This is a genomic window from Enterobacter cloacae complex sp. ESBL7 (assembly GCF_041679625.1).
Classification (GTDB): domain Bacteria; phylum Pseudomonadota; class Gammaproteobacteria; order Enterobacterales; family Enterobacteriaceae; genus Enterobacter; species Enterobacter asburiae_B.
Genome location: NZ_JBGORN010000001.1, coordinates 1,331,552 through 1,357,358, shown reverse-complemented (window position 1 = coordinate 1,357,358; position 25,807 = coordinate 1,331,552). Strand labels below are relative to the sequence as shown.

At 54.2% G+C, this 25,807-nt stretch carries 25 protein-coding genes; 12 read left to right on the top strand and 13 right to left on the bottom strand.

Annotation, left to right across the window (positions count from 1 at the left end; all coding sequences use genetic code 11):
• Positions 1-126: 126 nt before the first annotated feature.
• From ACERY3_RS06780 to ACERY3_RS06765, 4 genes are all read right to left on the bottom strand, one after another.
• Complete coding sequence (locus tag ACERY3_RS06780; RefSeq protein WP_373225323.1) at positions 127-1,494, bottom strand: MFS transporter; 1,368 nt, start codon at positions 1,492-1,494, stop codon at positions 127-129.
• Positions 1,495-1,567: 73 nt separating this feature from the next.
• A complete protein-coding gene (locus ACERY3_RS06775; protein ID WP_319875896.1) occupies positions 1,568-2,587 on the bottom strand; it encodes a Zn-dependent oxidoreductase in 1,020 nt (339 codons plus the stop codon).
• A gap of 14 nt (positions 2,588-2,601) precedes the next feature.
• Complete coding sequence (gene manD / locus ACERY3_RS06770) at positions 2,602-3,816, bottom strand: D-mannonate dehydratase ManD (RefSeq protein WP_319875894.1); 1,215 nt, start codon at positions 3,814-3,816, stop codon at positions 2,602-2,604.
• Positions 3,817-3,926: 110 nt separating this feature from the next.
• Positions 3,927-4,253 carry a YnfA family protein gene (locus ACERY3_RS06765; RefSeq protein ID WP_021241222.1) on the bottom strand — a complete coding sequence of 109 codons (327 nt, stop codon included), beginning with the start codon at positions 4,251-4,253 and terminating at the stop codon, positions 3,927-3,929.
• Between the two features lie 152 nt (positions 4,254-4,405).
• Between ACERY3_RS06765 and ACERY3_RS06760 the strand changes: the two genes are divergently transcribed.
• Both ACERY3_RS06760 and speG read left to right on the top strand, forming a co-directional pair.
• Entirely contained in the window at positions 4,406-4,744 is a 339-nt protein-coding gene (locus ACERY3_RS06760; RefSeq protein ID WP_023335541.1) for a DUF1283 family protein, read from the top strand.
• Positions 4,744-5,304 carry a spermidine N1-acetyltransferase gene (gene speG, locus ACERY3_RS06755; protein WP_023311549.1) on the top strand — a complete coding sequence of 187 codons (561 nt, stop codon included), beginning with the start codon at positions 4,744-4,746 and terminating at the stop codon, positions 5,302-5,304. Before ACERY3_RS06760 ends, speG begins: the two co-directional genes overlap by 1 nt.
• A 17-nt stretch (positions 5,305-5,321) precedes the next feature.
• Here speG and ACERY3_RS06750 read toward each other — a convergent pair whose 3' ends face one another.
• A complete protein-coding gene (locus ACERY3_RS06750) occupies positions 5,322-6,032 on the bottom strand; it encodes a YnfC family lipoprotein (protein WP_033145401.1) in 711 nt (236 codons plus the stop codon).
• A gap of 104 nt (positions 6,033-6,136) precedes the next feature.
• On the opposite strand from ACERY3_RS06750, the gene ACERY3_RS06745 reads away from it, so the two are divergent.
• The 3 genes from ACERY3_RS06745 (at position 6,137) to dmsD (ending at position 9,681) form a co-directional block, all read left to right on the top strand.
• The gene (locus ACERY3_RS06745) at positions 6,137-6,403 is read left to right on the top strand and encodes a DUF1161 domain-containing protein (RefSeq protein WP_058840697.1); all 267 of its coding nucleotides are present in this window, start codon (positions 6,137-6,139) and stop codon (positions 6,401-6,403) included.
• A 131-nt stretch (positions 6,404-6,534) separates the two neighbouring features.
• Positions 6,535-8,973, top strand: a complete 2,439-nt coding sequence (gene ynfE, locus ACERY3_RS06740) for a selenate/tellurate reductase subunit YnfE (RefSeq protein ID WP_214586503.1) — start codon at positions 6,535-6,537, stop codon at positions 8,971-8,973.
• 93 nt (positions 8,974-9,066) lie between these two features.
• The gene (dmsD, locus tag ACERY3_RS06735) at positions 9,067-9,681 is read left to right on the top strand and encodes a Tat proofreading chaperone DmsD (protein WP_033145399.1); all 615 of its coding nucleotides are present in this window, start codon (positions 9,067-9,069) and stop codon (positions 9,679-9,681) included.
• Positions 9,682-9,721: 40 nt separating this feature from the next.
• Here dmsD and ACERY3_RS06730 read toward each other — a convergent pair whose 3' ends face one another.
• The 4 genes from ACERY3_RS06730 to ACERY3_RS06715 form a co-directional block, all read right to left on the bottom strand.
• Positions 9,722-11,437, bottom strand: coding sequence for a SulP family inorganic anion transporter (locus ACERY3_RS06730; RefSeq protein ID WP_058840699.1), 1,716 nt, complete (start codon positions 11,435-11,437; stop codon positions 9,722-9,724).
• Positions 11,438-11,931: 494 nt separating this feature from the next.
• Entirely contained in the window at positions 11,932-12,891 is a 960-nt protein-coding gene (locus ACERY3_RS06725; protein ID WP_039262674.1) for a hypothetical protein, read from the bottom strand.
• A 303-nt stretch (positions 12,892-13,194) separates the two neighbouring features.
• A complete protein-coding gene (locus tag ACERY3_RS06720) occupies positions 13,195-13,380 on the bottom strand; it encodes a nucleotidyltransferase family protein (RefSeq protein ID WP_072210754.1) in 186 nt (61 codons plus the stop codon).
• 154 nt (positions 13,381-13,534) lie between these two features.
• On the bottom strand, positions 13,535-14,371 hold the full coding sequence (locus tag ACERY3_RS06715; RefSeq protein WP_058840700.1) for a MipA/OmpV family protein: 837 nt from the start codon (positions 14,369-14,371) through the stop codon (positions 13,535-13,537).
• A 203-nt stretch (positions 14,372-14,574) separates the two neighbouring features.
• On the opposite strand from ACERY3_RS06715, the gene ACERY3_RS06710 reads away from it, so the two are divergent.
• The 3 genes from ACERY3_RS06710 (at position 14,575) to ACERY3_RS06700 (ending at position 17,257) form a co-directional block, all read left to right on the top strand.
• Entirely contained in the window at positions 14,575-15,252 is a 678-nt protein-coding gene (locus ACERY3_RS06710) for a response regulator transcription factor (RefSeq protein ID WP_048980503.1), read from the top strand.
• Positions 15,252-16,640 (top strand): HAMP domain-containing sensor histidine kinase, encoded by a 1,389-nt coding sequence (locus ACERY3_RS06705; RefSeq protein WP_058840701.1) that lies wholly within the window; start codon positions 15,252-15,254, stop codon positions 16,638-16,640. Before ACERY3_RS06710 ends, ACERY3_RS06705 begins: the two co-directional genes overlap by 1 nt.
• 137 nt (positions 16,641-16,777) lie before the next feature.
• On the top strand, positions 16,778-17,257 hold the full coding sequence (locus tag ACERY3_RS06700; protein ID WP_029739386.1) for an Rrf2 family transcriptional regulator: 480 nt from the start codon (positions 16,778-16,780) through the stop codon (positions 17,255-17,257).
• A 97-nt stretch (positions 17,258-17,354) separates the two neighbouring features.
• Here ACERY3_RS06700 and oqxB read toward each other — a convergent pair whose 3' ends face one another.
• Complete coding sequence (gene oqxB, locus ACERY3_RS06695) at positions 17,355-20,510, bottom strand: multidrug efflux RND transporter permease subunit OqxB (protein WP_047061712.1); 3,156 nt, start codon at positions 20,508-20,510, stop codon at positions 17,355-17,357.
• Positions 20,511-20,534: 24 nt separating this feature from the next.
• Positions 20,535-21,710, bottom strand: a complete 1,176-nt coding sequence (locus ACERY3_RS06690) for an efflux RND transporter periplasmic adaptor subunit (protein ID WP_047061711.1) — start codon at positions 21,708-21,710, stop codon at positions 20,535-20,537.
• Positions 21,711-22,046: 336 nt separating this feature from the next.
• Between ACERY3_RS06690 and ACERY3_RS06685 the strand changes: the two genes are divergently transcribed.
• The 3 genes from ACERY3_RS06685 to ACERY3_RS06675 all read left to right on the top strand — a co-directional run bounded on the left by ACERY3_RS06685 (position 22,047) and on the right by ACERY3_RS06675 (position 23,144).
• Positions 22,047-22,400, top strand: a complete 354-nt coding sequence (locus ACERY3_RS06685) for a helix-turn-helix domain-containing protein (RefSeq protein WP_039262679.1) — start codon at positions 22,047-22,049, stop codon at positions 22,398-22,400.
• Positions 22,401-22,470: 70 nt separating this feature from the next.
• Positions 22,471-22,788 (top strand): YebG family protein, encoded by a 318-nt coding sequence (locus tag ACERY3_RS06680; RefSeq protein WP_196366000.1) that lies wholly within the window; start codon positions 22,471-22,473, stop codon positions 22,786-22,788.
• A gap of 140 nt (positions 22,789-22,928) precedes the next feature.
• Positions 22,929-23,144, top strand: a complete 216-nt coding sequence (locus tag ACERY3_RS06675; RefSeq protein ID WP_039262681.1) for a DUF6500 family protein — start codon at positions 22,929-22,931, stop codon at positions 23,142-23,144.
• A 320-nt stretch (positions 23,145-23,464) separates the two neighbouring features.
• Here ACERY3_RS06675 and ACERY3_RS06670 read toward each other — a convergent pair whose 3' ends face one another.
• Both ACERY3_RS06670 and ACERY3_RS06665 read right to left on the bottom strand, forming a co-directional pair.
• On the bottom strand, positions 23,465-24,076 hold the full coding sequence (locus ACERY3_RS06670; RefSeq protein WP_373225320.1) for a helix-turn-helix transcriptional regulator: 612 nt from the start codon (positions 24,074-24,076) through the stop codon (positions 23,465-23,467).
• Positions 24,077-24,090: 14 nt separating this feature from the next.
• Positions 24,091-24,720, bottom strand: coding sequence for a helix-turn-helix transcriptional regulator (locus ACERY3_RS06665; protein ID WP_373225319.1), 630 nt, complete (start codon positions 24,718-24,720; stop codon positions 24,091-24,093).
• A gap of 353 nt (positions 24,721-25,073) precedes the next feature.
• On the opposite strand from ACERY3_RS06665, the gene ACERY3_RS06660 reads away from it, so the two are divergent.
• Positions 25,074-25,697: a glutathione S-transferase family protein gene (locus ACERY3_RS06660; RefSeq protein WP_373225318.1), complete on the top strand. Its 624-nt coding sequence runs from the start codon at positions 25,074-25,076 to the stop codon at positions 25,695-25,697.
• The last annotated feature ends 110 nt before the right edge of the window (positions 25,698-25,807 follow it).

Sequence of the window (25,807 nt, the reverse complement as noted above, 5' to 3'; positions counted from 1 at the left end):
GTAAAAAAATAACTGCCATCAACCATACTGATACTGCCGTTTGAGATTTTGATTTATATTAACTTTTGCTCATGTGGTGTGACATAAAGATAAAGTTATGTGACAGGTCACGTAAGTTATAAACCACTAACGCCGCGAGGAGACCGCGCCGTAACCCACGCTCTCTTCTGGCGCGGACTCCGCTGCGTCGTGCGCCGCGCTCAAATCACGGTCGCGCACTTCCGGCATCAGGAACGCCGAGACCAGCCCAATCACGGAATAGGCCACCAGCATGGCGACAATCGGCCACCAGGAGCCGGTCATGTTGCAGAAGATCCCCGCCAGCACCGGACCAAAGCCCACCGCCACCAGACCGCCCGCCTCTTTCGAGATAGCCATGCGGGTAAAGCGATTTCGCGAGCCAAACATCTCAGCCATGGTGATATTTTCCAGCGCAAACAGCCCCAGTACGGCGAAGTTATGGATAACGATGATAGAGAGCATAATTGTCCCCGGCGCATAGCTCTTATCGACGATGATCGACAGCATCGGATACGCGAGAAGAATGGCGGAGACATTGAGGATAATGTACGGCAGACGGCGCCCTACTTTATCGGAAAGCCAGCCCAGCAGCGGAATGGAGATAAACCCGAGAATGGAGCTTACCATCAGCGCATCGGTCGGGATGGCTTTATCGAACAGCAGCGTCTGGACCAGATACCCGGCGAGGAACGTCTGGATCAGACCCGAGTTGCCCGCCTGACCGAAACGCAGGCCGGTCGCCAGCCAGAAGGATTTACTTTTCACCATTGAACCCAGCGAGGTGTCCGGCTGTACGGTTTGGGCATCGTTCACTTTCTCAAAGGCCGGGCTCTCTTTCAGGTTCATTCGCAGCCAGATGGCGAAAATCATCACCACGACGCTGGCGAGGAACGGCACGCGCCAGCCCCAGGCAATCAGCTCTTCACGGTCGAGGGCAAAGAACATCACTGCCCAGATCGCCGTTGCGCTCAGCGTTCCGCAGTTAGTGCCCATCGCCACCAGCGAGGAGATAATGCCGCGTTTCCCTTTCGGCGCGTACTCCGCCAGCATGGTCCCGGCCCCGGAAATCTCAGCCCCGGCCCCCAGGCCCTGGATGATACGCAGCGTTACCAGCAGAACGGGAGCAAAAATCCCGATCTGCGCGTAGGTCGGCAGGACGCCAATCAGCGTGGTGCAGATCCCCATCATGGTGATGGTGATAAACAGCACCTTCTTACGACCAATGCTGTCGCCCATTCTGCCAAAGATAAAGGCGCCGACAATGCGTGCGATATAGCCTGCGCCGTAGGTCCCCATCGCGAGGATCAGCGCCATCGCGGCTGACTGTTCCGGGAAGAAGATCTCGTGAAAGACCAGGGCAGCCCCCAGCGAGTAAAGCTGAAAGTCCATAAACTCCAGGGCGGTGCCCAGCCAGCCGGAAACGGCGGCTTTCACCAGATCGGAGGTAGTTCTTTGAGGTTGTGCTTGCGTCATAATGGCTATCTCTGAAGGGTAAGATGCGTACCACATAGAGCCTGTCTGCGCAGGCTCTTAACCGCGTAAAGGATTATTGCCCGAACGTGAGCAAGACTTTGCAGCACTGCCGCTGGTCTTTCTCAAACAGTTCAATGGCGTCTGTTACATGGTGATAGTCAAAGGCATGAGTGATCAGTTTTTCCGGGTCGATCAGCCCTTTTTTCAGCCAGTCGATGACGACCGGGAATTTGTTGGCATTGAGGCGCGAGGAGAAGATCGCCAGCTCTTTGCCGGTGATGCCCTGCTGGACAATATGGCTCGGCTCGCTGGAGAACCCCATCAGCACGATACGCGCCGCCGGAGAGGCCAGGGTTATCGCCTCCTGCAAAATCGCCGGGTGACAGGCGGCATCAATGATTAACGTCGGTTTGATGCCCTTTTCGTCCAGCGCGGCCTGCAGCGACTGCTCGCCGTTATTCAACACCCAGTCCGCGCCGCTGCGCTGGGCCATTTTCAGGCGTTCGTCGATGCGATCAACCACGATAACCTGCTTCACCTTATAGACGCCCTTCAGCGCCTGCACGGTGACCAGCCCCATCGGCCCTGCGCCGTAAACCAGCGCGACGTCCTGCTCGGTGGGACTGGCCTGCCCCGTCACGTTGGCGGCGATGGTGAAAGGTTCCACCATAACGGCGTGTTTATCAGGAATGTCATCGGGGATAGGCCAGGCATTTTTAGCGGGTACCGCCGCGTATTCGCTGAAGCCCCCGTCGCGGTGTACGCCCAGCACCACCAGCGAGGTGCAGACGTTCGGTTTTCCGACGGAACACGGATAGCAGTGTCCGCAGCTGATCACCGGATCGACCGAGACGCGCTGGCCCAGACGGGCGCTGTCTACGCCCTCGCCTACGGCGTCAATCACGCCAAAGAACTCGTGGCCGATCGTGCGTGGATACTTCGCAAACGGGTTATGGCCGCGATAGATGTGGCTGTCCGAACCGCAGATCCCCGCCAGCGTGATTTTGACGCGAACTTCACCCTGGCCTGGCTGCGGAAGTGGCCGCTCTTCAATCATCAGTTCGTTCGGCTGTTGAATCACTACGCTTTTCATCGTTCGCTCCTCGTTTACCAGTTCCACAGCGTGCCGTCCTCAAGACGGGCCACCGGCAGATAGGCCGGATCGTAGGGGTATTTCGCCGCCAGCTTTTCATCAAACTCGATGCCCAGCCCCGGCCTGTCGCCCGGATGCATATAGCCGTTATCAAAGCGCCAGCTGTGCGGGAAGACTTCCAGCATCTGTTCGGAATAGCCCATATATTCCTGGACGCCAAAGTTTGGCACCCACAGGTCGAAATGCAGCGCGGCGGCGTGGCATACCGGCGAGAGATCCGACGGGCCGTGCGAGCCGGTGCGCACCTGATAGAGCGAGGCGAAGTCCGCGATGCGACGCATCCCGGTGATCCCGCCCGCGTGGGTAATGGTGGTGCGGATATAGTCGATGAGCTGCTCTTCGATGAGCTGCTTGCAGTCCCAGATGCTGTTGAATACTTCGCCCACGGCAATTGGCGTGACGGTGTGCTGGCGAATGAGGCGGAAGCAGGCCTGGTTTTCCGCAGGCGTTGGATCCTCCATCCAGAACATGCGGAATTCTTCAATGCTCTTGCCGAAGCGCGCCGCTTCGATTGGCGTCAGGCGGTGGTGCATGTCATGCAGAAGATGTTCATTGAAGCCGAATTTACTGCGCACCGCGTCGAACAGCTTCGGTGTGAAATCGAGGTATTTTTCGGTGGACCAGAGCTGCTCTTCCGGCCAGTCGCCTTTAGTCGCAGGCTCGTAGGCAAGCCCCTTCCCTTTGGCCATGCCGTAGGTGGTTTTCATACCCGGCACCCCGCACTGCACGCGGATTGCCTTGAAGCCCATCTCTTTATGGCGGGCGTAATCTTCCAGCACGTCGTCAATGGTGTGACCGGTTGTGTGGCAGTAAACCATCACGCCTTCGCGAGATGCGCCGCCCAACAGCTGGTAGAGCGGCATGTTGGCCGCTTTGGCCTTGATGTCCCACAGCGCCATGTCCACGGCGGAGATGGCCGACATGGTGACCGGGCCGCGACGCCAGTAGGCGCCCTTATAGAAAAACTGCCAGAAGTCTTCGATACGGTGCGCATCGCGGCCAATCAGCTGCGGGCAGAGATGGTCTTTCAGGTAGGAAGCCACGGAGAGTTCACGCCCGTTCAGCGTAGCGTCACCGAGGCCGACAATCCCCTCGTCGGTGGTGATTTTAAGGGTGACAAAGTTCCGCCCCGGGCAGGTAACAAACACGTCAGCCGCGACAATCTTCATATTTCCTTTCCTTACATCATTCGTTGTGATGCTGGAAACTTACCCACTAACCAGACTACCATACAAGTATAATGATCATAAAATCCGCTAACGATCACAAAACCGGGGGCTCAGGCCCGCCCCCATCCCGCCACAATAATCAGCATTCCGCACAGGGCAATCAGCGCGCCGGCCCAGTCGTACGCGCTGAGCTTGACGCCGTCCACCACGCGTAGCCACAGCAGCGCGGTACAGACATAGACACCACCGTAAGCAGCGTAGACGCGGCCGCTCGCGGCCGGATGCAGCGTTAACAGCCAGACAAACAGAGCCAGCGCGACGCTTGCCGGGATGAGAAGCAATACGGATCCCCCCTTCTTCAGCCAGAGCCAGGGCAGGAAGCAGCCGATGATTTCGCATAGCGCGGTGGCAAAAAAAAGCAGCGTCGTTTTGAGCATATTTCACGTCAGGTGAGGATCTATTTAGACATCATACCTGATGATATCCTTTACTTTTCCATACTTGCACCGCGGGTATGACGTCTTTTCGCTTTGGTGTAGAATCTGTTCGGGGTAACTTGATTATCTGCACCCGTTTAAAAGGAAACGCTATGACCACATTAAGCAAACGCCTTTGTCTGACAGCCCTGCTGGCGCTGTCATCGTTCGCCTTTGCCGCCTCTGCAACAGCGGAAACCAGCAAGCTCATTATTGAGTCTGGTGACAGCGCGCAAAGCCGCCAGAACGCCGCCATGGACAAAGAACAATGGAATGACACCCGTAACCTTCGTCAGAAGGTCAACAAACGTGCTGAAAAAGAGTGGGATAAAGAAGATGTCGCTTTTGACGCGCGCGATAAGTGTCAGCAAAGTGCAAACGTCAACGCCTACTGGGAGCCAAACACCCTGCGCTGCCTGGATCGCCGCACTGGCCGCACGGTAGCCCCGTAATGTCGGCGCCCTGCGACGTTAAGCTCCGTCCGCTGGAGCGTGAAGACCTGCGCTTCGTCCACCAGCTCGACAATAACGCCAGCGTGATGCGCTACTGGTTCGAAGAGCCGTACGAGGCTTTTGTTGAGCTGTCCGATCTCTACGATAAGCACATTCACGATCAGAGTGAACGTCGTTTTGTGGTGGAGTGTGAAGGCGAAAAAGCCGGACTTGTGGAGCTGGTTGAAATCAACCATGTTCACCGTCGGGCGGAGTTTCAGATCATCATCTCCCCTGAGCATCAGGGAAAAGGCCTTGCCTCACGGGCAGCGAAGCTGGCAATGGATTACGGATTCAACGTTCTGAATCTCTACAAGCTTTACCTGATTGTGGATAAAGAGAACGAGAAAGCGATCCATATCTACCGCAAGCTGGGCTTTATGGTGGAAGGCGAGCTGATTCACGAGTTCTTTATCAACGGCGAATACCGCAATACCATTCGCATGTGCATCTTCCAGCATCAGCATCTGGCCGGGCACAAGCCGTCAGGCGCCAGCCTGCTGAAACCGACCGCGCAGTAACCTGCGCGGTTTTATTCTCAGTAGTATTCAATCGTGTTTTTGATGGTGTATTTGTGCTCAACGGCAGGTTTGACGCTATCGTCCGTGATCGTCAGGTCACAGCTCACCGGGTTATTGTGTCGATCGTAATCGCAGCTCTGCTTCACGTTGCCCAGCGGCTTGTCATTCAACATGCTCACTGCCGAGTAATCCATTCTTTTTCGAACGTCTTTAGACGGCGTCGACTGGACGGACAGGTGCTGATCCCCGGAGACGGTGGTTTTGCCCAGCGGGTAGCCATCCGCATCGTAGCGATACTTCACTTCCATCTCTTTGCCGTGCGCCGCCACCACAAAACCGTTGTCGTCGGTGTCCCACGTTATCCCGGCTGACGGCAGTTCGGCCAGCTGGCATTTCCCCTGCAGCTTCACTTTGCGCTGCTGGGTTTCCGCATCAAGGTAGTAATTGGCATCCAGCACCAGCGCCACGCCGGTATTGGCCTCCAGGTCGTGCAGTTCCAGGGTATCGAAACACCCTTCCGCCGACACGGTGCCGGTCACCCGTTTGGACACTTCGCCCTTCTCGTTGAGCAGCGTCTGGGTGAAGTCTTTCACCGGGCCGCGCAGCGGATCAAAATCAAATTCGTTCGAGAAACTCGCCATCTCGGGCGTAAACGACAGCGGCGCGGAGCTGTTATCGCACCCCACCAGTGTTGCTGCCAGTAGCGTTATCGCTGCGTATTTCTTCACATTTATTACCGTACAGGGAGATTATTCCCAATCATATTAGCAAATACAGTTGTTTACACGAAGCCTGCTAAAATTAATCTCTACACAGAGAAAAGGAGCTACAGATGAAACGGTTACCCTGGATTACCGCCCTGCTGTTAATGAGTACCTCAACGGCCGCGCTGGCGGCACCGGATTCCTGCGAGCGCGTGAAAAGCGACATTCAGCAGAAAATTATCAACAACGGCGTGCCTGAATCAGGTTTTACGCTGAGCATTGTGCCGAACGATCAGGCTGACCAGGCGGGCACTCAGGTGGTAGGCCACTGCGCCAACGACACCTTTAAAATTTTGTATACCCGCACAGGCAACGGGGCTGCTGAAGCGCAGTAATTTACCCTCAATCCCCTTTGATTTGATGAGGATTAAGATTTAATACCCCCAAATCAGTAACACTCACCCCATCATTAGCCCGGTTATCATTTCGGGAAAAATAATACGTAATTATAATGATGGGGTGAGCCATGTCCGATACTGAACATCACGGCGGAATTAGCCGTCGAACTCTCGTGAAATCCACGGCAATAGGTTCTCTGGCGCTGGCCGCCGGCGGGATCTCGCTTCCTTTCGGCTTAAAAAGCGCCGCCGCGGCGGTGAAGAACGCCGTTCAGCCTGCTGAAGATAAAGTGGTGTGGGGCGCCTGCTCGGTCAACTGCGGCAGCCGCTGCGCGCTGCGTCTGCACGTCCGTGACGACGAAGTGTATTGGGTCGAAACGGACAACACCGGTGAAGATATTTACGGTAACCATCAGGTGCGCGCCTGCCTGCGCGGACGTTCTATTCGCCGTCGGATCAATCATCCCGATCGTCTCAACTACCCTATGAAACGCGTGGGCAAACGCGGTGAAGGCAAGTTCGAGCGCATCACATGGGATGAAGCGCTGGACGCCATCACCGCCAGCCTTAAAAACGTGATCAGCAAATACGGCAACGAAGCAGTTTACATCAACTACTCTTCCGGCATCGTCGGCGGCAATATCACCCGCTCCTCCCCTTACGCTTCGCTGGTGGCGCGCCTGATGAACTGCTACGGCGGTTTCCTGAGCCACTACGGCACCTACAGCACGGCGCAAATCGCCTGCGCGATGCCCTACACCTACGGCAGCAACGATGGTAACAGCACCTCGGATATTGAAAACACCAGACTGGTGGTGATGTTCGGCAATAATCCGGCGGAAACCCGCATGAGCGGCGGCGGGATTACCTATTATCTGGAGCAGGCCCGCGAGCGATCCAATGCGCGCATGATCGTCATCGACCCGCGCTATACCGATACGGCAGCCGGACGCGAAGACGAGTGGATCCCTATCCGTCCGGGTACCGATGCCGCGCTGGTGGCGGGTATTGCCTGGGTTTTGATCGACGAAAACCTGGTCGACCAGCCGTTTCTGGATAAATACTGCGTGGGCTACGACGAAAAAACGCTGCCGGAAGGCGCGCCCGCTAACGGCCACTACAAAGCTTACATTCTCGGCCAGGGCGATGACAACACGGCGAAAACGCCGGAGTGGGCCTCACGCATCACCGGCATTCCCGCGGATCGCATCATCAAGCTTGCCCGGGAAATCGGCTCCGCGAAACCGGCCTATATCTGCCAGGGCTGGGGACCACAGCGCCAGGCGAACGGCGAGCTGACGTCTCGCGCCATCGCCATGCTGCCGATCCTCACCGGAAACGTCGGCATCAACGGCGGTAACAGCGGCGCGCGCGAGTCGACCTACACCATTACCATCGAACGTATGCCGATACCGGATAACCCGGTCAAAACGCAAATCTCCTGCTTCAGCTGGACGGACGCCATCGCCCGCGGACCGGAGATGACCGCCCTGCGCGACGGCGTGCGCGGGAAAGATAAGCTGGACGTGCCGATTAAGTTCATCTGGAACTACGCGGGCAATACCATCATCAACCAGCACTCCGATATCAATAAAACCCACGATATCCTGCAGGATGAAAGCAAGTGCGAAACGATCGTCGTCATCGACAACTTCATGACCTCGTCAGCGAAGTACGCCGATATTATTCTGCCGGACCTGATGACCGTCGAGCAGGAAGATATCATTCCTAACGATTACGCCGGGAACATGGGCTACCTGATTTTCCTCCAGCCCGTGACCGCGCCGAAGTTCGAACGCAAGCCGATCTACTGGATCATGAGCGAGGTGGCGAAACGCCTCGGGTCGGATATCCATCAGAAATTCACCGAAGGACGCACGCAGGAACAGTGGCTGCAGTTCCTGTATGCCAAAATGCTCGAAAAAGATCCTCAGCTGCCGTCCTATGACGAGCTGAGAAAAATGGGCATTTATAAGCGTAAAGATCCGAACGGACACTTTGTGGCCTATAAAAAATTCCGCGAGAACCCGGAAGCCAATCCGCTGAAAACGCCCTCGGGCAAGATTGAGATTTACTCCAGCAAGCTGGCGGAGATTGCGGCTACCTGGGAGCTGGCAAAAGATGAGACCATCAGCCCTCTGCCCGTCTACGCGTCGACCTTTGACGGCTGGGATGCGCCCGAGCGCGCGCAGTTCCCGCTGCAGCTGTTTGGCTTTCACTTCAAGGCCCGTACCCACTCGAGCTACGGTAACGTCGACGTGCTGAAAGCGGCCTGTCGCCAGGAGGTGTGGCTTAATCCTGTCGATGCTGCAAAACGCGGCATCAAGAACGGCGATACGGTGCGCGTATTTAACGATCGCGGCGAGGTGCGAATTGAAGCGAAAGTGACGCCGCGCATCATGCCCGGCGTGAGCGCCATGGGCCAGGGTGCCTGGCACGATGCCAATATGAGTGGCGATCGTATCGACCACGGCTCATGCATCAACACGCTGACGACCCATCGTCCTTCTCCGCTGGCAAAAGGCAACCCGCAGCACACCAATCTGGTGCAGATTGAGAAGGTGTAGAGGGTGAAACGCGAGACCCTGGTTTATTCTGTGGTCACTATTATCGGTTAACACAGTCGCGCGGGCGTCATCCGCGCGAGCAAGGAAGGTTTAATGAAAGACGTCTCACATCGTGAATCGTTCGCGTTCAGCGCCCGGGTGCTGGGCGCGCTGTTTTATTTCGCTCCCGACAGCGAGCAGGCCGCGCCGCTGGTGAAAGCGCTCACCGCTGGCGAATGGGTTCAGGACTGGCCCCTGCCTTCGGAAACGCTGCAGCCCGTTGCCGATACGTTTGCCTCATCTTCCGATGAGCCGCTGGCGGACGCCTGGCAACGACTGTTTATTGGTCCGTATGCCCTGCCCGCTCCGCCTTGGGGTTCCGTCTGGCTGGACCGTGAATCCGTATTGTTTGGCGACTCGACCCTCGCGCTGCGCCAGTGGATGCGTGAGAACAATATCGCGTTTGAGATGCAGCAGAATGAGCCGGAAGATCATTTCGGTACGTTGCTGCTGCTGGCGGCGTGGCTGGCCGAGAACGGCCGCGAGCCGGAGTGCAATCAGCTTCTGGCGTGGCACCTGCTGCCGTGGAGCACCCGCTTCCTGTCGGTGTTTGTCGACAACGCCGGGCATCCGTTTTATGCCGCGCTGGGCAGGCTTGCGCAGCTGACGCTCGCGGACTGGCGATCCGGTCTGCTTATTCCGGTTACGGAAAAAACGCTGTATCGCTAAGGGATGTGGCTTGCTCGCGGTTGGCGGGCAAGCCTTTAGCTTATACCTCGCTACCTGATTCACTCGCACTCTCTTTGCTTTGAATGAACCGAAGTGCCAGATAGAGGTCTGGCGCCAGAATCATGTCATCATCATTCATTGTTGGCCGGCTATCTTTAAACCAGCGCGTTAATTCCGTTTTTCTGCCCGCAAGGATTAACGTAATCTGTCGACTTTTCAGATCGCGCTTTAACTCATTTATGGTTGCCAGAACGCTGATATCTGAATAGGTGAAGCAAGCAACGGCATCAATCACTACCCATTTAGGTTGTAATGCTGCGCCATCAACCAGGTTTAATACCCGACGTTTAAAATAAGCCACGTTAAAATAGGTCAACGGTGAGTTAAATCGATACATCAGCACGCCCGGGACCATTTTAATATCAGTTGTATTACCTAATGAGTGAATCATTCCATCGTCGTCAGTTCCCAGTAAGTGCTCGGAGGGACGAAACACCGTACGCAGGAACTGTAACAGGCCAAGCAACACCGCAAGGCCGATCCCCTGGATGACGCCGATAATTAACACACAGCCAAACGTGAAGAAGGCCAGGCGAAATGCCTGTTTATTTCTTCGCCTCAGATTCCATAACCCGCGCAGATCAATTAATGACCAGGATGCGTACATCAGAACAATTCCTAATGCAGATACCGGAATAAATTGTAATGGCTGAGTGAAAAACACCACCACGATACCGATGAGTAAGGCTGCGACGATGGAAACCAGCTGGCTTTTCCCACCCACTGAATCATTAACCGCTGTCCGGGAATCGGCTCCACTGATAGCAAACCCCTGAGATAATCCCGACATGAGGTTTGCAATCCCCAGCGCCCGGAACTCTGCATCAGCATTAATTTCATAGCCGTTTTTCGCGGCGAAACTGCGGGCGGTCAGCATCAGGCTGACAAAACTGACCAACGCCAGGTTCAGCGCCGGGATCACTAAATCACGCATCGGACCGGGCTGGAACGCGCCCCAGTTCACGACGGGTAAACCAGGCTGGAAGCCTTCTCCCCCAATAGTGGCAATGCCGTACTGTTGTGCAGATGTCGCCCATACCAGTAGCGTTGTCATCACAATCGCAATCAACGGTGCTGGCCAGTGGCTGCGATACGTTTTGATCGCCATTAAAATAATTAACGTTAAAAGCGATATCCCAACGGTTAATAAATGGCTGTCGGAAAGACGGCCTGGCAAGGCCATTATTTTCTCAATAACCTGCGCTTCGTCGAGTTTTATCCCCAACACCTTGCCTAATTGCCCGACAATAATCGTCACGGCAACGCCATTAAGCAAACCCGTAAGAATGGGATGAGAAAGCAGATCGGCAAGTGCGCCCAGACGAAATTTACTGGCAAGCAGGCACCACCCGCCCATCATCAACGTCATGATAATGGTCAGCTGCCAGTGCAGTTCGGGATTACCTGCAGAAAGCGGAAACACGACGGCCGCAATCACCGCGCAGGTCGTGGCATCAGGGCCCACAATAAGCTGACGTGAAGAACCAAAGAGTGCATACGCTATCATCGGTAAAACGCAGGAATAAAGCCCCACTATTGCCCCAACACCTGCCAATTCAGCATAAGCAATAGCCACGGGTAGCGCCACAGCCGCAACGGATAACCCGGCTTTAATATCATGTTTTAGCCAGCTTTTATCGTAGGCTAACAAAGTTTGTAAACCTGGCATGATGTTTAGCAATTGTTTTCCGAACACGTTGTTCTCCGGATAGGGATATTAGCCACGTCATACTGGCACACTTCTCAGTGAGGTTCTGGTTTTCAAATGCTCCGGACTGAGGCCGCCACTGCTCGTAACCTAATAAAACGTTGATCATTTTATTATTCTGACTGGTGTTAAACATAGTGTAAAAATTACCGCTTAGCCGGAGTCGCTCCAGCCGGATGCTGCAGCGCTGAACGCTGGTGAGGGATGGATGGAGCCGACAGTCATAGTGCCAAAAGGTCAGGAGGTCAGGAGGTCAGGAGGTCAGGAGGTCAGGAGGTCAGCTTCTCGCTCATAGTAGACCTTCTGGACCAATAAGTCCGCATAGTGCCAAGAGCGAACGTCGCTGTTAATAGTTTGGCCCTCAACTATTAAGCAACACCATGACATTCGCTTCAAACTACAACATTATCTGGCCGGGATCTCAAAAAATAGACAGAAATAAAAAGGATCTATTTACAGCAACGTGAACTATTTACCATTTATCAATGTAAACACTGTAAGATCTTTAATTCGTTTTTGTCGTATGTGTACCAGTATCTCCCCTCAAGAAAACTGTAGGCAGTTAACATTTCTTCTTTATTGAAGTCAGCAAGTATTTTATCCTGATTTGGTCCAAGAAAAATCACACTTACTTCAACGTCTTGTAAATTTGAGCACGGATTTCTTTTGTTAAAATCCAGTTGATGGGCTAATGAATATACTTTTTTATTAAGTACAGCATCATTGAAATTACTATCAACCCACCCCAAAGCAAAGTAACTAAAAACACATGTAAAGAATATATAAATGAGTGCCCCAAAGGGAAATTCAATATTACTATTTCCGTCCCATTTCGACTTAAAGTAAGAAATAATATTTATTATGCAAAAAACACCTACAATAGCCAGTAGATAAACCAGAATAGAAATTTTTTTGAAGAAAAGATAAGCAACTAGAAAACTTCTTGTAAACGGGAAGAATGATGGGTCAATATTAAAAACATCATTTATTATTGCGGATGCCTCGGCGGTGCAATATACAATCAACCCGGTGAAAGACAGGGATAGTATGATTTTTGCCGTTTTGAATCTCCAAAGCTCCTTGAATATTAAGGTTCTTTCAATATTAATTCCGATCCATATTGTTGATAACATAATTGATATAATGTATGCGGGTAATTTTAGTGTTTCAATAAATTCGGAATCAGAGCTATTGGATGTAGAAAAGATAAATATTAATATTGCTATAATAGCTAATATGTTAAGCGCAACGGAAGAGTTCCATTGTTCATTGTATTTTTTATCCTCACTTTCTCTTTTAATAAAAAAAACAGCATCTCGTATATCTTTGATAATCTGCTTGGTGGATTTCTCACTCGAATATCTATAGTTAGCATTATCACTTGAATCAAACTCAGCCACAAGTTTGTCGAGGGATTCTGAATTAATTTTCTCATTAGTCATATTGAACAGCTCTTTTTCTAGTTAAGCGTAGGTTGGCTTTTGGAGAAAACCACGATCGCTCTTCGTTTATCAACTCCGGGGCAAGCATCACACCTCCATTTCATTCAATTTTCCGACTTCTATTTTCGAGCATTTATAGCGAGACGTGTGCCAAATGATAGTCGGGAAAAATATACGCTCGCTAGTGTTGCTGTAAACAAAAACATTATTGGGATAGAAACGTCAGGCGGATGTAAAGTCCTTCCTGGTTAATCAGAACATTCTCTCCAAAAATTTTCAATCAGTTTTACGTCCGCTCCTCGCTCATAGCAGACCTATACCACCGTCCGCAGTACAACCTTCGGGATCGAACCAGACCACGTCAACATCGCCAGATAGGGAATGATGCCAATCAACATGCAGGTGATCCCATACGGCATCTCTGACAAAACCTGCGCCTGTCCAGCAATCACGAAGTTGCAAATCGCGGACTGCGTAAAGTACCTGCATTCGTGAAGGATCAACCGACGATATTCTCTGCAATGAATTTAGATAGTCCCTCATTATCCCCGTTATCAAACAGCACCGCCCCGCCATCTTAACCGGAGCGGCGTATTTCCATCGTTAGTGCGCGCTCAAAACCGCAAGCCGCCGCTACTAATAATCAAAAACTGTACGTCACCTTCAAACTCCCCGTGGGCGATGTTTTGCGTTGCACAATGGGACTATCACCCGCATCCCCCGTCAGCTGCGTAACGCCCGCTGAGGCAAGGACGCTCCAGCGCGAGGTGAGCCTGTGGGTCCAGTCAAGATTCATCGTCCAGGCATAAATACCGGCTCCGGCGTCATGTCGGGCAAAGCCCGATGCGCTCGACTGAGCGGCGCTGACCCCGTAGTAGGTCTGCATATACTTGTCGGATCCCCAGCTGCCGGTCAGCGCCAGCGTCACCTCATTTTTTGGTGAGGTATAGAACGGGCTGGAAATGCCGAAATGCACCGCTTCACCGTTGTCCCTCTCAGAAACCGGAACCTCTGCCTGCAGCTGCAGGTGAAGCCAGTCGGTCACCCTGTACTCCAGCCCGGGCACAACGATTGCCGAGCCTTTTATCTCCCCCATTCCCCGCAGCTCGTCGCTGCCGGAGCTGATCGAATCGCTGCTCACGTCTTTATCTTTACGGCCAACTCGATAGCTCAGCGCGGCGCTGTAATCCAGGTTGCCGATGTTGTTGCCGTAACCGATCCCTCTCGTGGTGCCGATAAAAAAGCCGTTTGCCATGGCGTACTCCACCACCTGAGCCGCACTGACGCGGGTTTTATCGGAACCCGAGTAACGCGGCGCGACGTCCACACCGCCCCCCAGGGTTAAGACGTTACCCTGGCTCTGTTCTGCCGCCAGTACGGGCGTAGCCAGTAACGCCAGAACGACGCCCGGCACGATGTTTTTCAGGCTGCGGCCCGGAAGTAAATGGGGGAACGTATGACGCAGTTCGATGTTTCTCATTAAAGAAGCCCTTCTGGATTCAAATGACGACGATGCATGCGGTTAACCGCCAGAACGCCCATTTTGAATACCGACCCTAAGGTTCTTATGAGCCGAACATGAAGAAACACTGAAGCGCGAGCCGGTGCTGTAATCCGGGCAGGTTTCCTGATACCGTTTTTTTCTTAAGAAGTTCTTCATTCACGGTTGATACAGTTACCAGTGTGAAAATTCTACTAATCGAAGACGACCTGGATCTCGGCAACGGCGTACGTATCGCCCTCTCCGATCAAGGGTTTGACGTCATATGGGTACGCCGCAAAGAGGATGCGCTGCATCAGCTGGACGTCTGCGTGCCGGAACTTATTTTGCTCGACCTGGGGCTGCCCGACGGCGACGGTATGAGCCTGATGGCGCGTTTGCGTCAGCAGCTCAAGGGGATCCCGGTCATCATTCTGACGGCGCGAGGTACGCTGCAGGACCGGCTGTGCGGGCTGGATGCCGGTGCGGACGACTATCTCGTCAAGCCATTTATTCTCGCCGAGCTGCTGGCGCGGGTGAGAGCCCTGGCGCGGCGCAGCTACGGTTTCGAGAATGAGGCGATAGAAATTCGGGGCCTATCGCTTCATGTTCCGACGCGCCGCGTGACGGTGAGCGCGCGCCACGTTGACCTGACGGCGAGTGAATATGCGCTGCTGGAAACGCTGATGCTGCGCGCTGACCGCGTGATTACGCGACGGTTTCTGGAAGAACGGATATTCGGCAACAAAGAGAACCTCAGCAATGCGCTCGACGTGCATATGGGAAATTTGCGGCGAAAAATCGGCGATGGCTATGTGCGTACGGTGCGGGGCGTCGGGTATGTCATTGATACCGTTTCAGTCCAGAAGGTGACAGGGTAATGCAAAACGTCTGGTACCACCTGAGACGCCCAACGCTGGTACGGCGAATTATTATCGCCCAGCTGCTGCTGCTTACCCTGCTGTGGTGTCTATTTTTAACTTTTATTCTGTGGGAGGACCTGCGCAGCCCTCCCATCCTTACGGGCAGTCATACCTACGACACCCTTTTTACCCTGGTCGAGCGGATGGACGCACACCCGCAGGATCGCACCGCGGTGCTGGAAGCCTTTAGCAAGGCGCTGCGTGAGGGCTATGGCGGCGGCGAAGATCCCGCGCTGTCAATCAACTTCATCGTGCGCAAAAATAACGCGATTATTTTTTCATCGCCTGATGCACCAACGGGGGTAACCAACACCCGGTTTGGGGAAATGCAGCGTGTTCAGAGCGATGGTCGTACCTGGACCAGCCGAACCCTTAAATCCGCTCATTCCGACGTGGAGGTTACCCTTTTCACCCCGGCCGGCGGCTGGAACTTCTTTATCTACCTGAACTCGCGCGGCTACTACATCATGCCGCTGCTGGTCTGCTTCCCTTTTCTTCTGTTTCCCGCGTGGCTGTCAATCCGCATTGCGATGCGCCCCTGGAACAAGGTGGTCAATGAAATTACGCTACGCACGCCTGACGATCTCTCCCCTTTAAAAGCCGTTCCCGGACACAGGGAGCTTCGCCAGATGGTGGATGCGATCAATGACTTCCTTGCCAGGGTGCGTGAAAGCGCGGAAAGGGAACGTGTTTTCATTGCGGATGCCGCGCACGAGCTGCGTACGCCCCTCGCGGCGATGCGCATCAACGTGGAAGCGCTGCAGTCCTGGGTCATTAGCGAGAGCCAGCAGGAACTGCTTGCGGGGGTGATTCGCAGCAACAGTCGGGCAGCGCGTCTCGTCAACCAGCTGCTGCTGATGATGCACAGCGAAGCGCGGATTGATACGGACAGGAAGCCCGTGCCGCTGACGACGCTTATTCAGGAGCGAATGGCCGAGCTGGAACCGCTGGCGTCTGCGCGCAGGATTGAGCTGGAATTCTTCGCCGAGGATGACATCTGGATCCCCGGCGTCAGGGAACGCCTGGTGTCGCTTATTGATAACCTCATTGAGAACGCCGTGAAGTACAGTCCCGAGGGCGGGCGGATTCAGGTCGATGTCTGCATAGCAGATGGCTTCGCGCGGCTTCGCGTTTCAGATGCAGGGCCCGGTATTCCGGTTGAACTGCGCGAGCGCGTGTTCGACCGGTTTTTCCGCGATCCCAATCAGGTGCAAAGCGGGAGCGGGCTGGGGCTTGCCATCGTCAAAGCGGTGGCGCAGCAACACAACAGCAGCGTAAACCTGAGTACTTCCGCTGAAGGTGGCCTGATGGTGACGGTTGACTTCCCGAACCGCACGTTTTGCTAAATCAGAACAGGGAGTTCGATCGCAAATGCCGCAGATTGCTTCAAAATAATTACCGTATTTGTTATATTGTTGTTTATTGCTTATTCACCTCTGCGGTGCCAAAAAGAACAAGATTCACCGCAACCCAGGACAGAGAAATGTTAGATTACCGCTTCCCGACAGCTTTGCAGATGGTTCTCAGCGTAGCGATGGCGGAGCAATTGGGTGAACGTTCCACGAGTGCGATTCTGGCCTACGGCCTGGAAGCGAACCCGAGCTTCATCCGCAAATTGATGGTTCCGCTGACGCGTGACGGCATTATCGTCTCAACGCTTGGCCGTAACGGCTCAATTCATCTTGGTCGCCCGCCGGAAGAGATCACCCTGCGCGACATCTACCTTTCGGTCATCGAAGATAAAAAGCTGTGGGCGTCGCGCCCTGACGTGCCGGCCCGCTGCGTGGTCAGCGCTAACGCCTGCTGGTACTTCAAATCGATATCCGAAGAAGCCGAGGAGGCTTCGTTAGCGGTACTGGCCCGCCATACCGTGGCAAGCGCCCTCGAAGCGGTCAAAAACGCCGATAGCAGCGGATGGGATCCGCTCCCGGACCTTATTGCCCAGTATCAAAAAACGTCGTAACGATCTTGCCGGGTGGCGCTGCGCTAACCCGGCCTGCATTCAGATGTAAAAAAAACGCCTTCACAGTGAAGGCGGTTTTTTATTATCGGCAGCGTCCCTATGCGGGCAGAACGTCCCTTTCCTCTTTTTTCCCGCGCGTCACGAACTTACGCAGCGTCACGTAAAACACCGGCGTCAGGAACAGACCAAACAGCGTCACGCCCAGCATCCCGGAGAAAACCGTGATCCCGGTGACGCCGCGCACTTCTGCGCCCGCCCCGTGGCCGAGGATCAGCGGAATGGTTCCGGCAATAAAGGCGATGGAGGTCATCACAATCGGACGTAAACGCAGGCGGCACGCCTCAAGCGCGGCTTCCATAATGCCTTTGCCCTGAATTTCCAGCTCGCGGGCAAACTCCACGATAAGAATCGCGTTTTTACACGCCAGCCCCATCAGCACCACCAGCCCCACCTGCACGAAGACGTTGTTATCGCCACCGGTCAGCCAGACGCCAAACAGCGCGGAGAGCATCGTCATCGGCACGATGAGGATCACCGCCAGCGGCAGCGTCCAGCTTTCATACAGCGCCGCCAGGACCAGGAACGCCAGCAGCACCGCAACCGGGAAGACGATCAGCGCCGTGTTGCCCTGCGTCGCCTGCTGGAAGCTCAGGTCCGTCCATTCAATGTTCATCCCGTTTGGCAGGATCTGCTTAGACATGGCGTCCAGCTGCGTCATCGCCTGCGAGGACGAGAGCACGCGCGGGTCGGCATCGCCAATCAGATCCGCCGCCGGGTAGCCATTGTAGCGGATCACCGGATCCGGGCCGTAGGTGGTCGTGATTTTCACCATACTGCCAATCGGCACCATTTCGCCCTGGCTATTACGGGTGCGTAAATTGGCTATGTCTTCAACGCTGTCGCGGAACTGCCCGTCGGCCTGCGCCATCACGCGCCAGGTACGGCCGAACTGGTTGAAGTCATTCACGTACGACGAGCCCAGATAGGTTTGCAGCGTACCGAAAAGATCGGTCAGCGACACGCCCTGCGCTTTCGCCTTGTCACGGTCGACCTGCACGTCCAGCTGCGGAACGTTAGCCTGGTAGGTTGAGATCGGGAAGTGCATTCCCGGGGTCTGCATAATCGCGCCGGACATAGTGTTCACCGCGTTTTGCAGTGCGCCATACCCCAGACCGCCTCGGTCCTGAATGTACAGAGAATAGCCCGACCCCTGACCCAGCCCTAAAATCGGCGGAGGCAGGATGGAGAAGCCAAAGCCTTCCTGAATTTGCGCGATTTTCGCGTTAATCTCCGCGTTTATTTCCGCCGCAGTATGTTTGCGCTGGTCGAACGGCTTCAGGCCAAAGAAGACCGTCCCGGTATTCGGCGTATTGGTGAACTGCAGCGCGTTCAGCCCCGGGAACGCGACCGCGTAGTCCACGCCTTCGGTATTCATCCCGATTTCGCTCATTTTGCGGATCACCGCGTCGGTGCGCGCCAGCGAAGAACCTTCCGGCATCTTCACGCCGCCAATCAGGTACAGCTTATCCTGCGTCGGAATAAACCCGCCGGGCACCGCTTTAAACATCACGCCAGCGGCACAGAGCAGCAGCAGATACACCACAAATACCGAGCCGCGCCGTCCCAGCGTTTTGCCCACCAGCCCCTGATAGCCGTTCGAGCTCCGGTGGAAAAAGCGGTTAAACGGACGGAAAATCCAGCCGAACAGACGATCGATAAGCCGGGTCGGGAAATCTTTCGGCGCGCCGTGCGGTTTTAACAGCAGTGCCGCCAGCGCCGGAGAGAGCGTCAGCGAGTTAATGGCGGAGATGACCGTGGAAATCGCGATCGTCACCGCAAACTGCTTGTAGAACTGCCCGGTAACGCCCGAGAGAAACGCCATCGGCACAAACACCGCGCACAGCACCAGCGCAATCGCGATAATCGGCCCGGACACTTCGCGCATCGCCTGATGCGCCGCCGCAAGCGGAGCAAGCCCCTCTTCTATGTTTCGCTCGACGTTTTCCACCACCACGATGGCGTCGTCCACCACGATGCCGATGGCCAGCACCAGCCCGAACAAGCTCAGGGTATTCAGCGAGAAGCCGAGCAGGTAGAGAATGCTGAAGGTACCCACCACCGACACCGGCACCGCGATCAGCGGAATGATCGACGCGCGCCAGGTTTGCAGGAACAGGATTACCACCAGCACCACCAGCACCACCGCTTCCAGCAGCGTTTGCACGACCGCACGGATGGAGTCGCGCACGAAAACGGTTGGATCGTAAGGTGCCGCCCACTTCATGTCAGCCGGGAAGCGCGTGGACAGTTCGTCCATTTTCGCGCGCACCGCGTTAGACAAATCAATGGCGTTCGCCCCAGGCGACTGGAAGATACCAATCCCGACCGCGTCTTTATTGTTCAGCTGGGAACGCAGCGCATAGCTGCCGGACCCCATTTCGATACGCGCCACGTCGCGCAGGCGGACGACCGTACCGTCCTGCGTCGTTTTCAGGACAATATTGCCGAACTCTTCTTCGGTATGCAGACGCCCCTGGGCGTTAATGGAGATGAGGAAATCGCTCTCTTTCGGCAGCGGCTCGGCACCAAGCTGCCCGGCGGATACCTGCACGTTCTGCTCCTGCATCGCCGTCACCACGTCCGACGCGGTCAGCCCGCGTGCCGCCACCTTGTTGGGATCCAGCCAGACGCGCATCGCGTATTCACCCGAGCCGAAAATCTGGATCTGGCCGACGCCGGGCAGGCGCGCCAGCTCGTCCTTCACCTTCAGCGTGGCGTAGTTACGCATATACAGGGAGTCGTACTTACCGTTAGGCGAAAACAGATGCACCACCAGCGTCAGCGTCGGGGACTGTTTCTGGGTGGTAATGCCCAGGCGCCGCACGTCTTCCGGCAGGCGCGCTTCGGCCTGCGCGACGCGGTTTTGCACCTGCACCTGCGCCTGATCCGGGTCGGTTCCCGGACGGAAGGTGACGGTGGTGACCAGCACGCCGTCGGAGCCCGCAACGGACTTCATGTACATCATGTTCTCAACGCCGTTGATCGCCTCTTCCAGCGGCGTCGCCACCGTCTCGGCAATCACTTTCGGGTTGGCGCCCGGGTATTCCGCGCGCACCTGCACGCTTGGCGGCACGACGTCAGGATATTCGCTCACCGGCAGCAGCGGGATGGCGATTAACCCTGTGATAAAAATCAGAATCGACAGTACCGCGGCAAAAATCGGCCTGTCGATGAAAAAACGGGAAAAGTCCATGGGTAGGATTCTCAGGTCAAGGGATCAGTTGAGGGCGCTGGTGGCGGTCATGGCAACGGTTTTCGCGTTAACCGGCATCCCCGGCATAAACACTTTTTGTAAACCCTCGACGATGACTTTATCGCCAGGGTTCAGCCCCTGCCGCACGATGCGTAAACCGTCTGCCAGACGGCCCGGCGTAATGTCGCGGCGCTGCGCTTTCCCCTCTTTATCCACGATATAAACGTACTTACGATCCTGATCGGTCAGCACCGCTTTGTCGTCGATAAGCGTGGCTTTGAACTCCGCGCTGCCCGGCAGGCGTACGCGGGCAAAAAGTCCCGGCGTGAACTGACGCTGCGCGTTATCCAGCAGCGCGCGCATGCGGATGGTGCCGGTACTCGGCGTCAGCTGATTATCAAGGAAGTCCACCTTGCCCTGATGGGGATAACCCTCCTCGCCCGTCAGGCCAATCTCAACCGGAAGCGCCGTGTGATTGCTGGACGCCCCCTGCCCGCTGCGGGCCAGATTCTGGTAGTGAAGGTAGGTCGACTCGTCCACGTCAAAGTAGACGTAAACCGTCTTCTGCGAGACCAGCGTAGTAAGAACGCTGGCGGTGTCGCCCGCAGTCACCAGGTTGCCGCTGGTGATCAGCGCCCGGCTGGCGCGACCGTCGATAGGCGCGGTGACTTTGGTGAAGTCCAGGTTGAGCTGCGCCGCGTCAACTGCCGCCTGCGCGGCGCGAATATCGGCCTGGGCCTGAGTGGCGGCCGAACGACGCTGCTCCCACTCTTCACGGGAGACAACGTTAGTATTGACCAGCTTATCGGTACGATTAGCCTCACTCTGCGCCAGGCTGGCCTGCGTTTTAGCTCTCGCCAGGTTCGCCTGCGCCTGTTCCAGCGCCGCGCGATAGGTTCGGTCATCAATCGTGAACAGCACCTCGCCCTTCTTCACTTCCTGGCCGTCGGTGTAATTCACTTTATCAATGTAGCCGGACACGCGCGGACGGAGCTGAACGCTCTCCACCGCTTCAATCCGGCCGTTAAAGCTATCCCACTGGCTAATGGATTTCACCACCACGTCAGCAGCGCTGACGGCGGGCGCAGGCGGCGCGGCGTTTTGCGCGACGCTGTTGTCGCATCCGACGAGCAGCACGGAGAGCAACATGATCCCCAGCGCGTTCAGATGAAAGTTACCCCAGGTTTTTTGCAGGCTCATTATTTTTATTCCGGTAATTGTCGCCGCCGGGCAAGACGCAGCAGGAGGCACTGCGCCACTTCCTTTGTCCGGTGGCTGTCTCAAGGCCATTTGTGTCGTTCATCGCCACAAAACTGTAACAGTTGCGAATACACTATCGCGGCGATTGTAGGAAGGCGCTTAACTAAGTGCAAGAATAATTGTTGCACTTTATGTGCTATTTGAGCGAATGTGAAAAGACCCGTTTCGGTGAGGGATTTAAATGCAACAATAAAACTTGCAATTATTACAAAAACGCGCCACCTTTTAATGCAACAGACAAAGATACTTTTTTACAGGCCGCGTGGGGGTAACCAGATGAACACTGGCGCATTTATGCATGATTTACTCGACTGGATCGATAACAACCTGGATAGCCGTCTGGACATTGAGTCCGTCGCCAGGCGATCCGGTTACTCAAAATGGCACCTCCAGCGACTCTTCAAAGAGCATACGGGCTATCCCCTCGCCGGGTATATCCGCGCGCAAAAGCTGCAAAAATCGGTTGAGCGCCTAACCCGCAGCGATGAGCCGATTCTGAACGTGGCGATCGCGCTGGGCTTCGACTCCCAGCAGTCCTTCAACCGCAGCTTTAAGCGTCAGTATGGTCAGGCGCCCGGGGCGTGGCGGCGGAGTATGGGTGGCCCGGAATCGCAGCAGCTTTGCCAGTGACGCATATTTTGCTGCAACGTCGATCGGTAGCTGATATACTGTATGTAAATACAGTATAGCGAGGTGCACGATGGCTGTTGAAACAAAATTTGTTGTCGTAAGAAAAGGTGAAGAGAAAATGACATTTGCCAGTAAGAAAGAGGCTGACGCTCACGACAAGCTGCTCGATATGGCAGACGCGTTCACCGACTGGCTGTTGCAAAGCGGAATGCAGATGGATGAAACGCAGGCTGAAAATCTCGGCCTGTATCTCGCCGAGCAGAAAGAGACCGTGCAGCATATTCTGCGTACCAGCAAGCTTCCCGATCTCAATGCTCAAGCTGCAACGGATAAAACAGAATCCGATGCGGCTGACACAAAAAAAATCAGGGCCGTGAAAGCGGCCTGATTGCCAGAAAAATCATCACAGATCCCGGCGCCGTAAGCAGATAACTGCTTACGGCTTTTTTAGCTGTCCGCAGGGTTCCGCTGCTGGTTGAGGGTAACGATGTCGTTGTTTCAGATTCAGAATATAAATAAGGAGATGACGTGCGCCAGGAAATGAAGGCGAAAATCATCAGGATCTGTGATTCAAAAATTGCCTCTAAGGGAAGCCACGTTGGGCTTTCGTTTTATGCTTTTTTTGCTAATAAAAATGACGATCCAGAACTGCTTATGGAAGTTGCGCACTGGTGGATTATGGAAATGAAACTCGATCATTTTGAAAAGGCAGAAAAGATCAGAAACCTCGTCTCAGCCCTGTAACACGCTAAAGCGGGATGGCGGGTGAGGACAAAACCGGAAGATGAATCCCCACCCGCTCGGTCAGGGCGGGAATACTCCTGCCACAGGCCATGACGACGCGCTCTGCATCCCGTTTCTCCCGAAAGGGCAGGACGCCAGCTTACACGCCAACTTCTCGTTCAAAGCTGATTTTTTTCTGCTGATGTGCGCTTTGCACTGTGTGTTGAATAGCTTAATGAGATCGTCCGGTGTTTAGCACGTTCGGTGTCAAATCAGCTTTATCGCACCTTTCCGTGTTAATACTAAGTCCTGTAATGCGCTCCGTAATAATAGATGCCGCATTACTGCGGCGGCTGGAGCTTCTGTATCACTTTGCGCAGTTCCAGATCATTCTTTACCCCCAGCTTAAACATAATCTTTCGCTTATGGGTACTGATCGTTTTCTGACTTCGAAACAATTCACGTGATAATTCAATCCCGGTTTTACCGCTTTTCAGGCCAATAAGTACTTTTTTTTCTGCATCGGTAAAAATCATACCGTCGGTTATATTATTCTCCTGCTCCTGCAGTCGCAGGAAGTGAGCACTGATATAACGTTGTTTTTTCATACTGTGTTTTATTAGCTCACGCAGTTCAAGCAGACGTTCATCCACACAAAGCAGTGAACAACGGTATGACCTCATGAGCTGATGCGCCAGCTTCTCCTGACATGCATAGAGCATAACCAGAGCAGTTCCTTCACCTGGCCGGCAGAGACTTTCGTACTCCGCGGCGGAGATATCAGTAAGCGTGTCATATGCAGAGAAATCAAGCAAAGTCAGATGTGCATTGTCATGCCGAACAACTTCATAATTCCATTCGGGATTTTGTTCGCGAAAAGCCTTCAGGCTGGATATAAACCCGTTCAGTAGAGTCGGATGAACCACACGGGAACAAACAGTAAAAGTAAACATAGTCCTCCAGATGTTCAGACTAAATAGATCTGATCCAAACGGTTAAGTAGATCCAGCCAACTGGCTGATTTTTGCAGCCCCAGACGCAACCGGATGTTATGTTTATGTGTGAAGACCGTTTTATATCCCATATGGCGCAGACTGGCGATTTCATAGGCACTCAGACCTCGGGCGAAGTCGATAAGAATATTAAGCTCAGAGTGTGAGAGCCTATTTTTTTTATTGATATTATTTATTAGCATGGGGCGTGAAGGCAAATATCCTGATCTGAAATTTTTGGATAACATGCGCTGAGAGAGTTCTTCTTCCAAATAATTCTCACAGAGTAGCGTCTGTACACCAAGCTCGTACATCAGTCTAATAAGAAGGACATCTCGTTTTGCAACCCATACGATAATTTCTTTTCCCTGCATTATCAGATGATGAATTATCCGTAATAGAGAATATATTTCTTCACCGGCACCACTAACGCCTGCAGCGAATAAAGACGTTTGATCAGTAAAGAGGGTTACCTCCTCTATCAGCTCGTCTGGTTCAATCACCAGCAGGGAGCTATTGGCGACCTGGATGCTGTTTTTGGCCGCATTGCGAAACAGTGGCCGGGGTTCATAAAGTATAATTTCTGTTATTTTTTGCTGTAACATCGTATCATTTATAAATATAAGTCAATATAGATAATATTAGATAAACATGCTGCAATATTGGAGTGGTTTTGTGTCCAATAAAGGATGTCAATTGCATATAATTATTTTCCAGGGGATCCCCTGGGCGGGATTTATTTTTTTCGGCAGGAAAACGGTGGTCGCTGGCTTTGTACCATCGACAACTCCTGCGGTACGAGCGTGGGGCAGTTGTCAGCGACGGCAAAAAGATCGGCATCCGCCGGAAGTGGTCGATTGGGCAAGACAGTACATCCCACTAAATTTTGCCCCAACCTTCCCCGCGCAACTGGTGTATTGTTTTTAGACAATTCATTCCTCTAAAGGACACCTGCGCAATGATCACCATCCTCGGCAAAACCACTTCCATCAACGTGCGTAAAGTGCTCTGGACCTGCGAAGAAGCAGGCCTCGAATATCTACAGGAAGATTACGGCAGCGGTTTTGCCTCAACGGAAACGGAGGCCTTCCGAGCGCTGAATCCCAACGCCATGGTGCCGGTGCTGATCGATGACGACTTCGTGCTGTGGGAATCCAACGCCATCTGCCGATACCTGGCGCGCAAGGCGGGACGTCACGATCTGCTGCCCGCAGAACCGCAGGCCTGCGCCAACGTTGAGCGCTGGATGGACTGGCATGCAACCGAATTTAACAACGCCTGGCGCTATGTCTTCCCGGCGCTGGGGCGTAAAAACCCGGACTTTAACGATCCAGAACGTATTGCGGCGGGAATAAAAGAATGGAACCACTGCATCACCATTCTGGAAATCCAGCTGCAGCGCACCGGGGCCTTTGCGGCGGGCGAGACGTTTACCCTTGCGGATGTCGTGCTTGGGCTGTCGGTGAATCGCTGGAAAATGACGCCCTTTGATAAGCCCGACGTGCCCGCGATCGAGGCCTGGTTTGAACGTCTTAACCAGCGACCGGCGTTTTTGCGTCACGGAAATAACGGCATGATTTAAAGTATTCTCGACCCCATTTTGAGTAAGGATATTTTAATTAATTACTAAACCCTGAAAGTCGTCAGAGGGAATAATAATTAAGCCATATCCTGGACAGCCCGTTGCGCCGC

What these genes read in the sequence shown, in the direction of transcription:
- ACERY3_RS06780 (WP_373225323.1), bottom strand. Translation starts at nt 1,494, where the DNA reads ATGACGCAAGCACAACCTCAAAGAACTACCTCCGATCTGGTGAAAGCC.
- ACERY3_RS06775 (WP_319875896.1), bottom strand. Translation starts at nt 2,587, where the DNA reads ATGAAAAGCGTAGTGATTCAACAGCCGAACGAACTGATGATTGAAGAG.
- manD (WP_319875894.1), bottom strand. Translation starts at nt 3,816, where the DNA reads ATGAAGATTGTCGCGGCTGACGTGTTTGTTACCTGCCCGGGGCGGAAC.
- ACERY3_RS06765 (WP_021241222.1), bottom strand. Translation starts at nt 4,253, where the DNA reads ATGCTCAAAACGACGCTGCTTTTTTTTGCCACCGCGCTATGCGAAATC.
- ACERY3_RS06760 (WP_023335541.1), top strand. Translation starts at nt 4,406, where the DNA reads ATGACCACATTAAGCAAACGCCTTTGTCTGACAGCCCTGCTGGCGCTG.
- speG (WP_023311549.1), top strand. Translation starts at nt 4,744, where the DNA reads ATGTCGGCGCCCTGCGACGTTAAGCTCCGTCCGCTGGAGCGTGAAGAC.
- ACERY3_RS06745 (WP_058840697.1), top strand. Translation starts at nt 6,137, where the DNA reads ATGAAACGGTTACCCTGGATTACCGCCCTGCTGTTAATGAGTACCTCA.
- ynfE (WP_214586503.1), top strand. Translation starts at nt 6,535, where the DNA reads ATGTCCGATACTGAACATCACGGCGGAATTAGCCGTCGAACTCTCGTG.
- dmsD (WP_033145399.1), top strand. Translation starts at nt 9,067, where the DNA reads ATGAAAGACGTCTCACATCGTGAATCGTTCGCGTTCAGCGCCCGGGTG.
- ACERY3_RS06725 (WP_039262674.1), bottom strand. Translation starts at nt 12,891, where the DNA reads ATGACTAATGAGAAAATTAATTCAGAATCCCTCGACAAACTTGTGGCT.
- ACERY3_RS06720 (WP_072210754.1), bottom strand. Translation starts at nt 13,380, where the DNA reads ATGCAGGTACTTTACGCAGTCCGCGATTTGCAACTTCGTGATTGCTGG.
- ACERY3_RS06715 (WP_058840700.1), bottom strand. Translation starts at nt 14,371, where the DNA reads ATGAGAAACATCGAACTGCGTCATACGTTCCCCCATTTACTTCCGGGC.
- ACERY3_RS06705 (WP_058840701.1), top strand. Translation starts at nt 15,252, where the DNA reads ATGCAAAACGTCTGGTACCACCTGAGACGCCCAACGCTGGTACGGCGA.
- ACERY3_RS06700 (WP_029739386.1), top strand. Translation starts at nt 16,778, where the DNA reads ATGTTAGATTACCGCTTCCCGACAGCTTTGCAGATGGTTCTCAGCGTA.
- oqxB (WP_047061712.1), bottom strand. Translation starts at nt 20,510, where the DNA reads ATGGACTTTTCCCGTTTTTTCATCGACAGGCCGATTTTTGCCGCGGTA.
- ACERY3_RS06690 (WP_047061711.1), bottom strand. Translation starts at nt 21,710, where the DNA reads ATGAGCCTGCAAAAAACCTGGGGTAACTTTCATCTGAACGCGCTGGGG.
- ACERY3_RS06685 (WP_039262679.1), top strand. Translation starts at nt 22,047, where the DNA reads ATGAACACTGGCGCATTTATGCATGATTTACTCGACTGGATCGATAAC.
- ACERY3_RS06680 (WP_196366000.1), top strand. Translation starts at nt 22,471, where the DNA reads ATGGCTGTTGAAACAAAATTTGTTGTCGTAAGAAAAGGTGAAGAGAAA.
- ACERY3_RS06670 (WP_373225320.1), bottom strand. Translation starts at nt 24,076, where the DNA reads ATGTTTACTTTTACTGTTTGTTCCCGTGTGGTTCATCCGACTCTACTG.
- ACERY3_RS06665 (WP_373225319.1), bottom strand. Translation starts at nt 24,720, where the DNA reads ATGTTACAGCAAAAAATAACAGAAATTATACTTTATGAACCCCGGCCA.
- ACERY3_RS06660 (WP_373225318.1), top strand. Translation starts at nt 25,074, where the DNA reads ATGATCACCATCCTCGGCAAAACCACTTCCATCAACGTGCGTAAAGTG.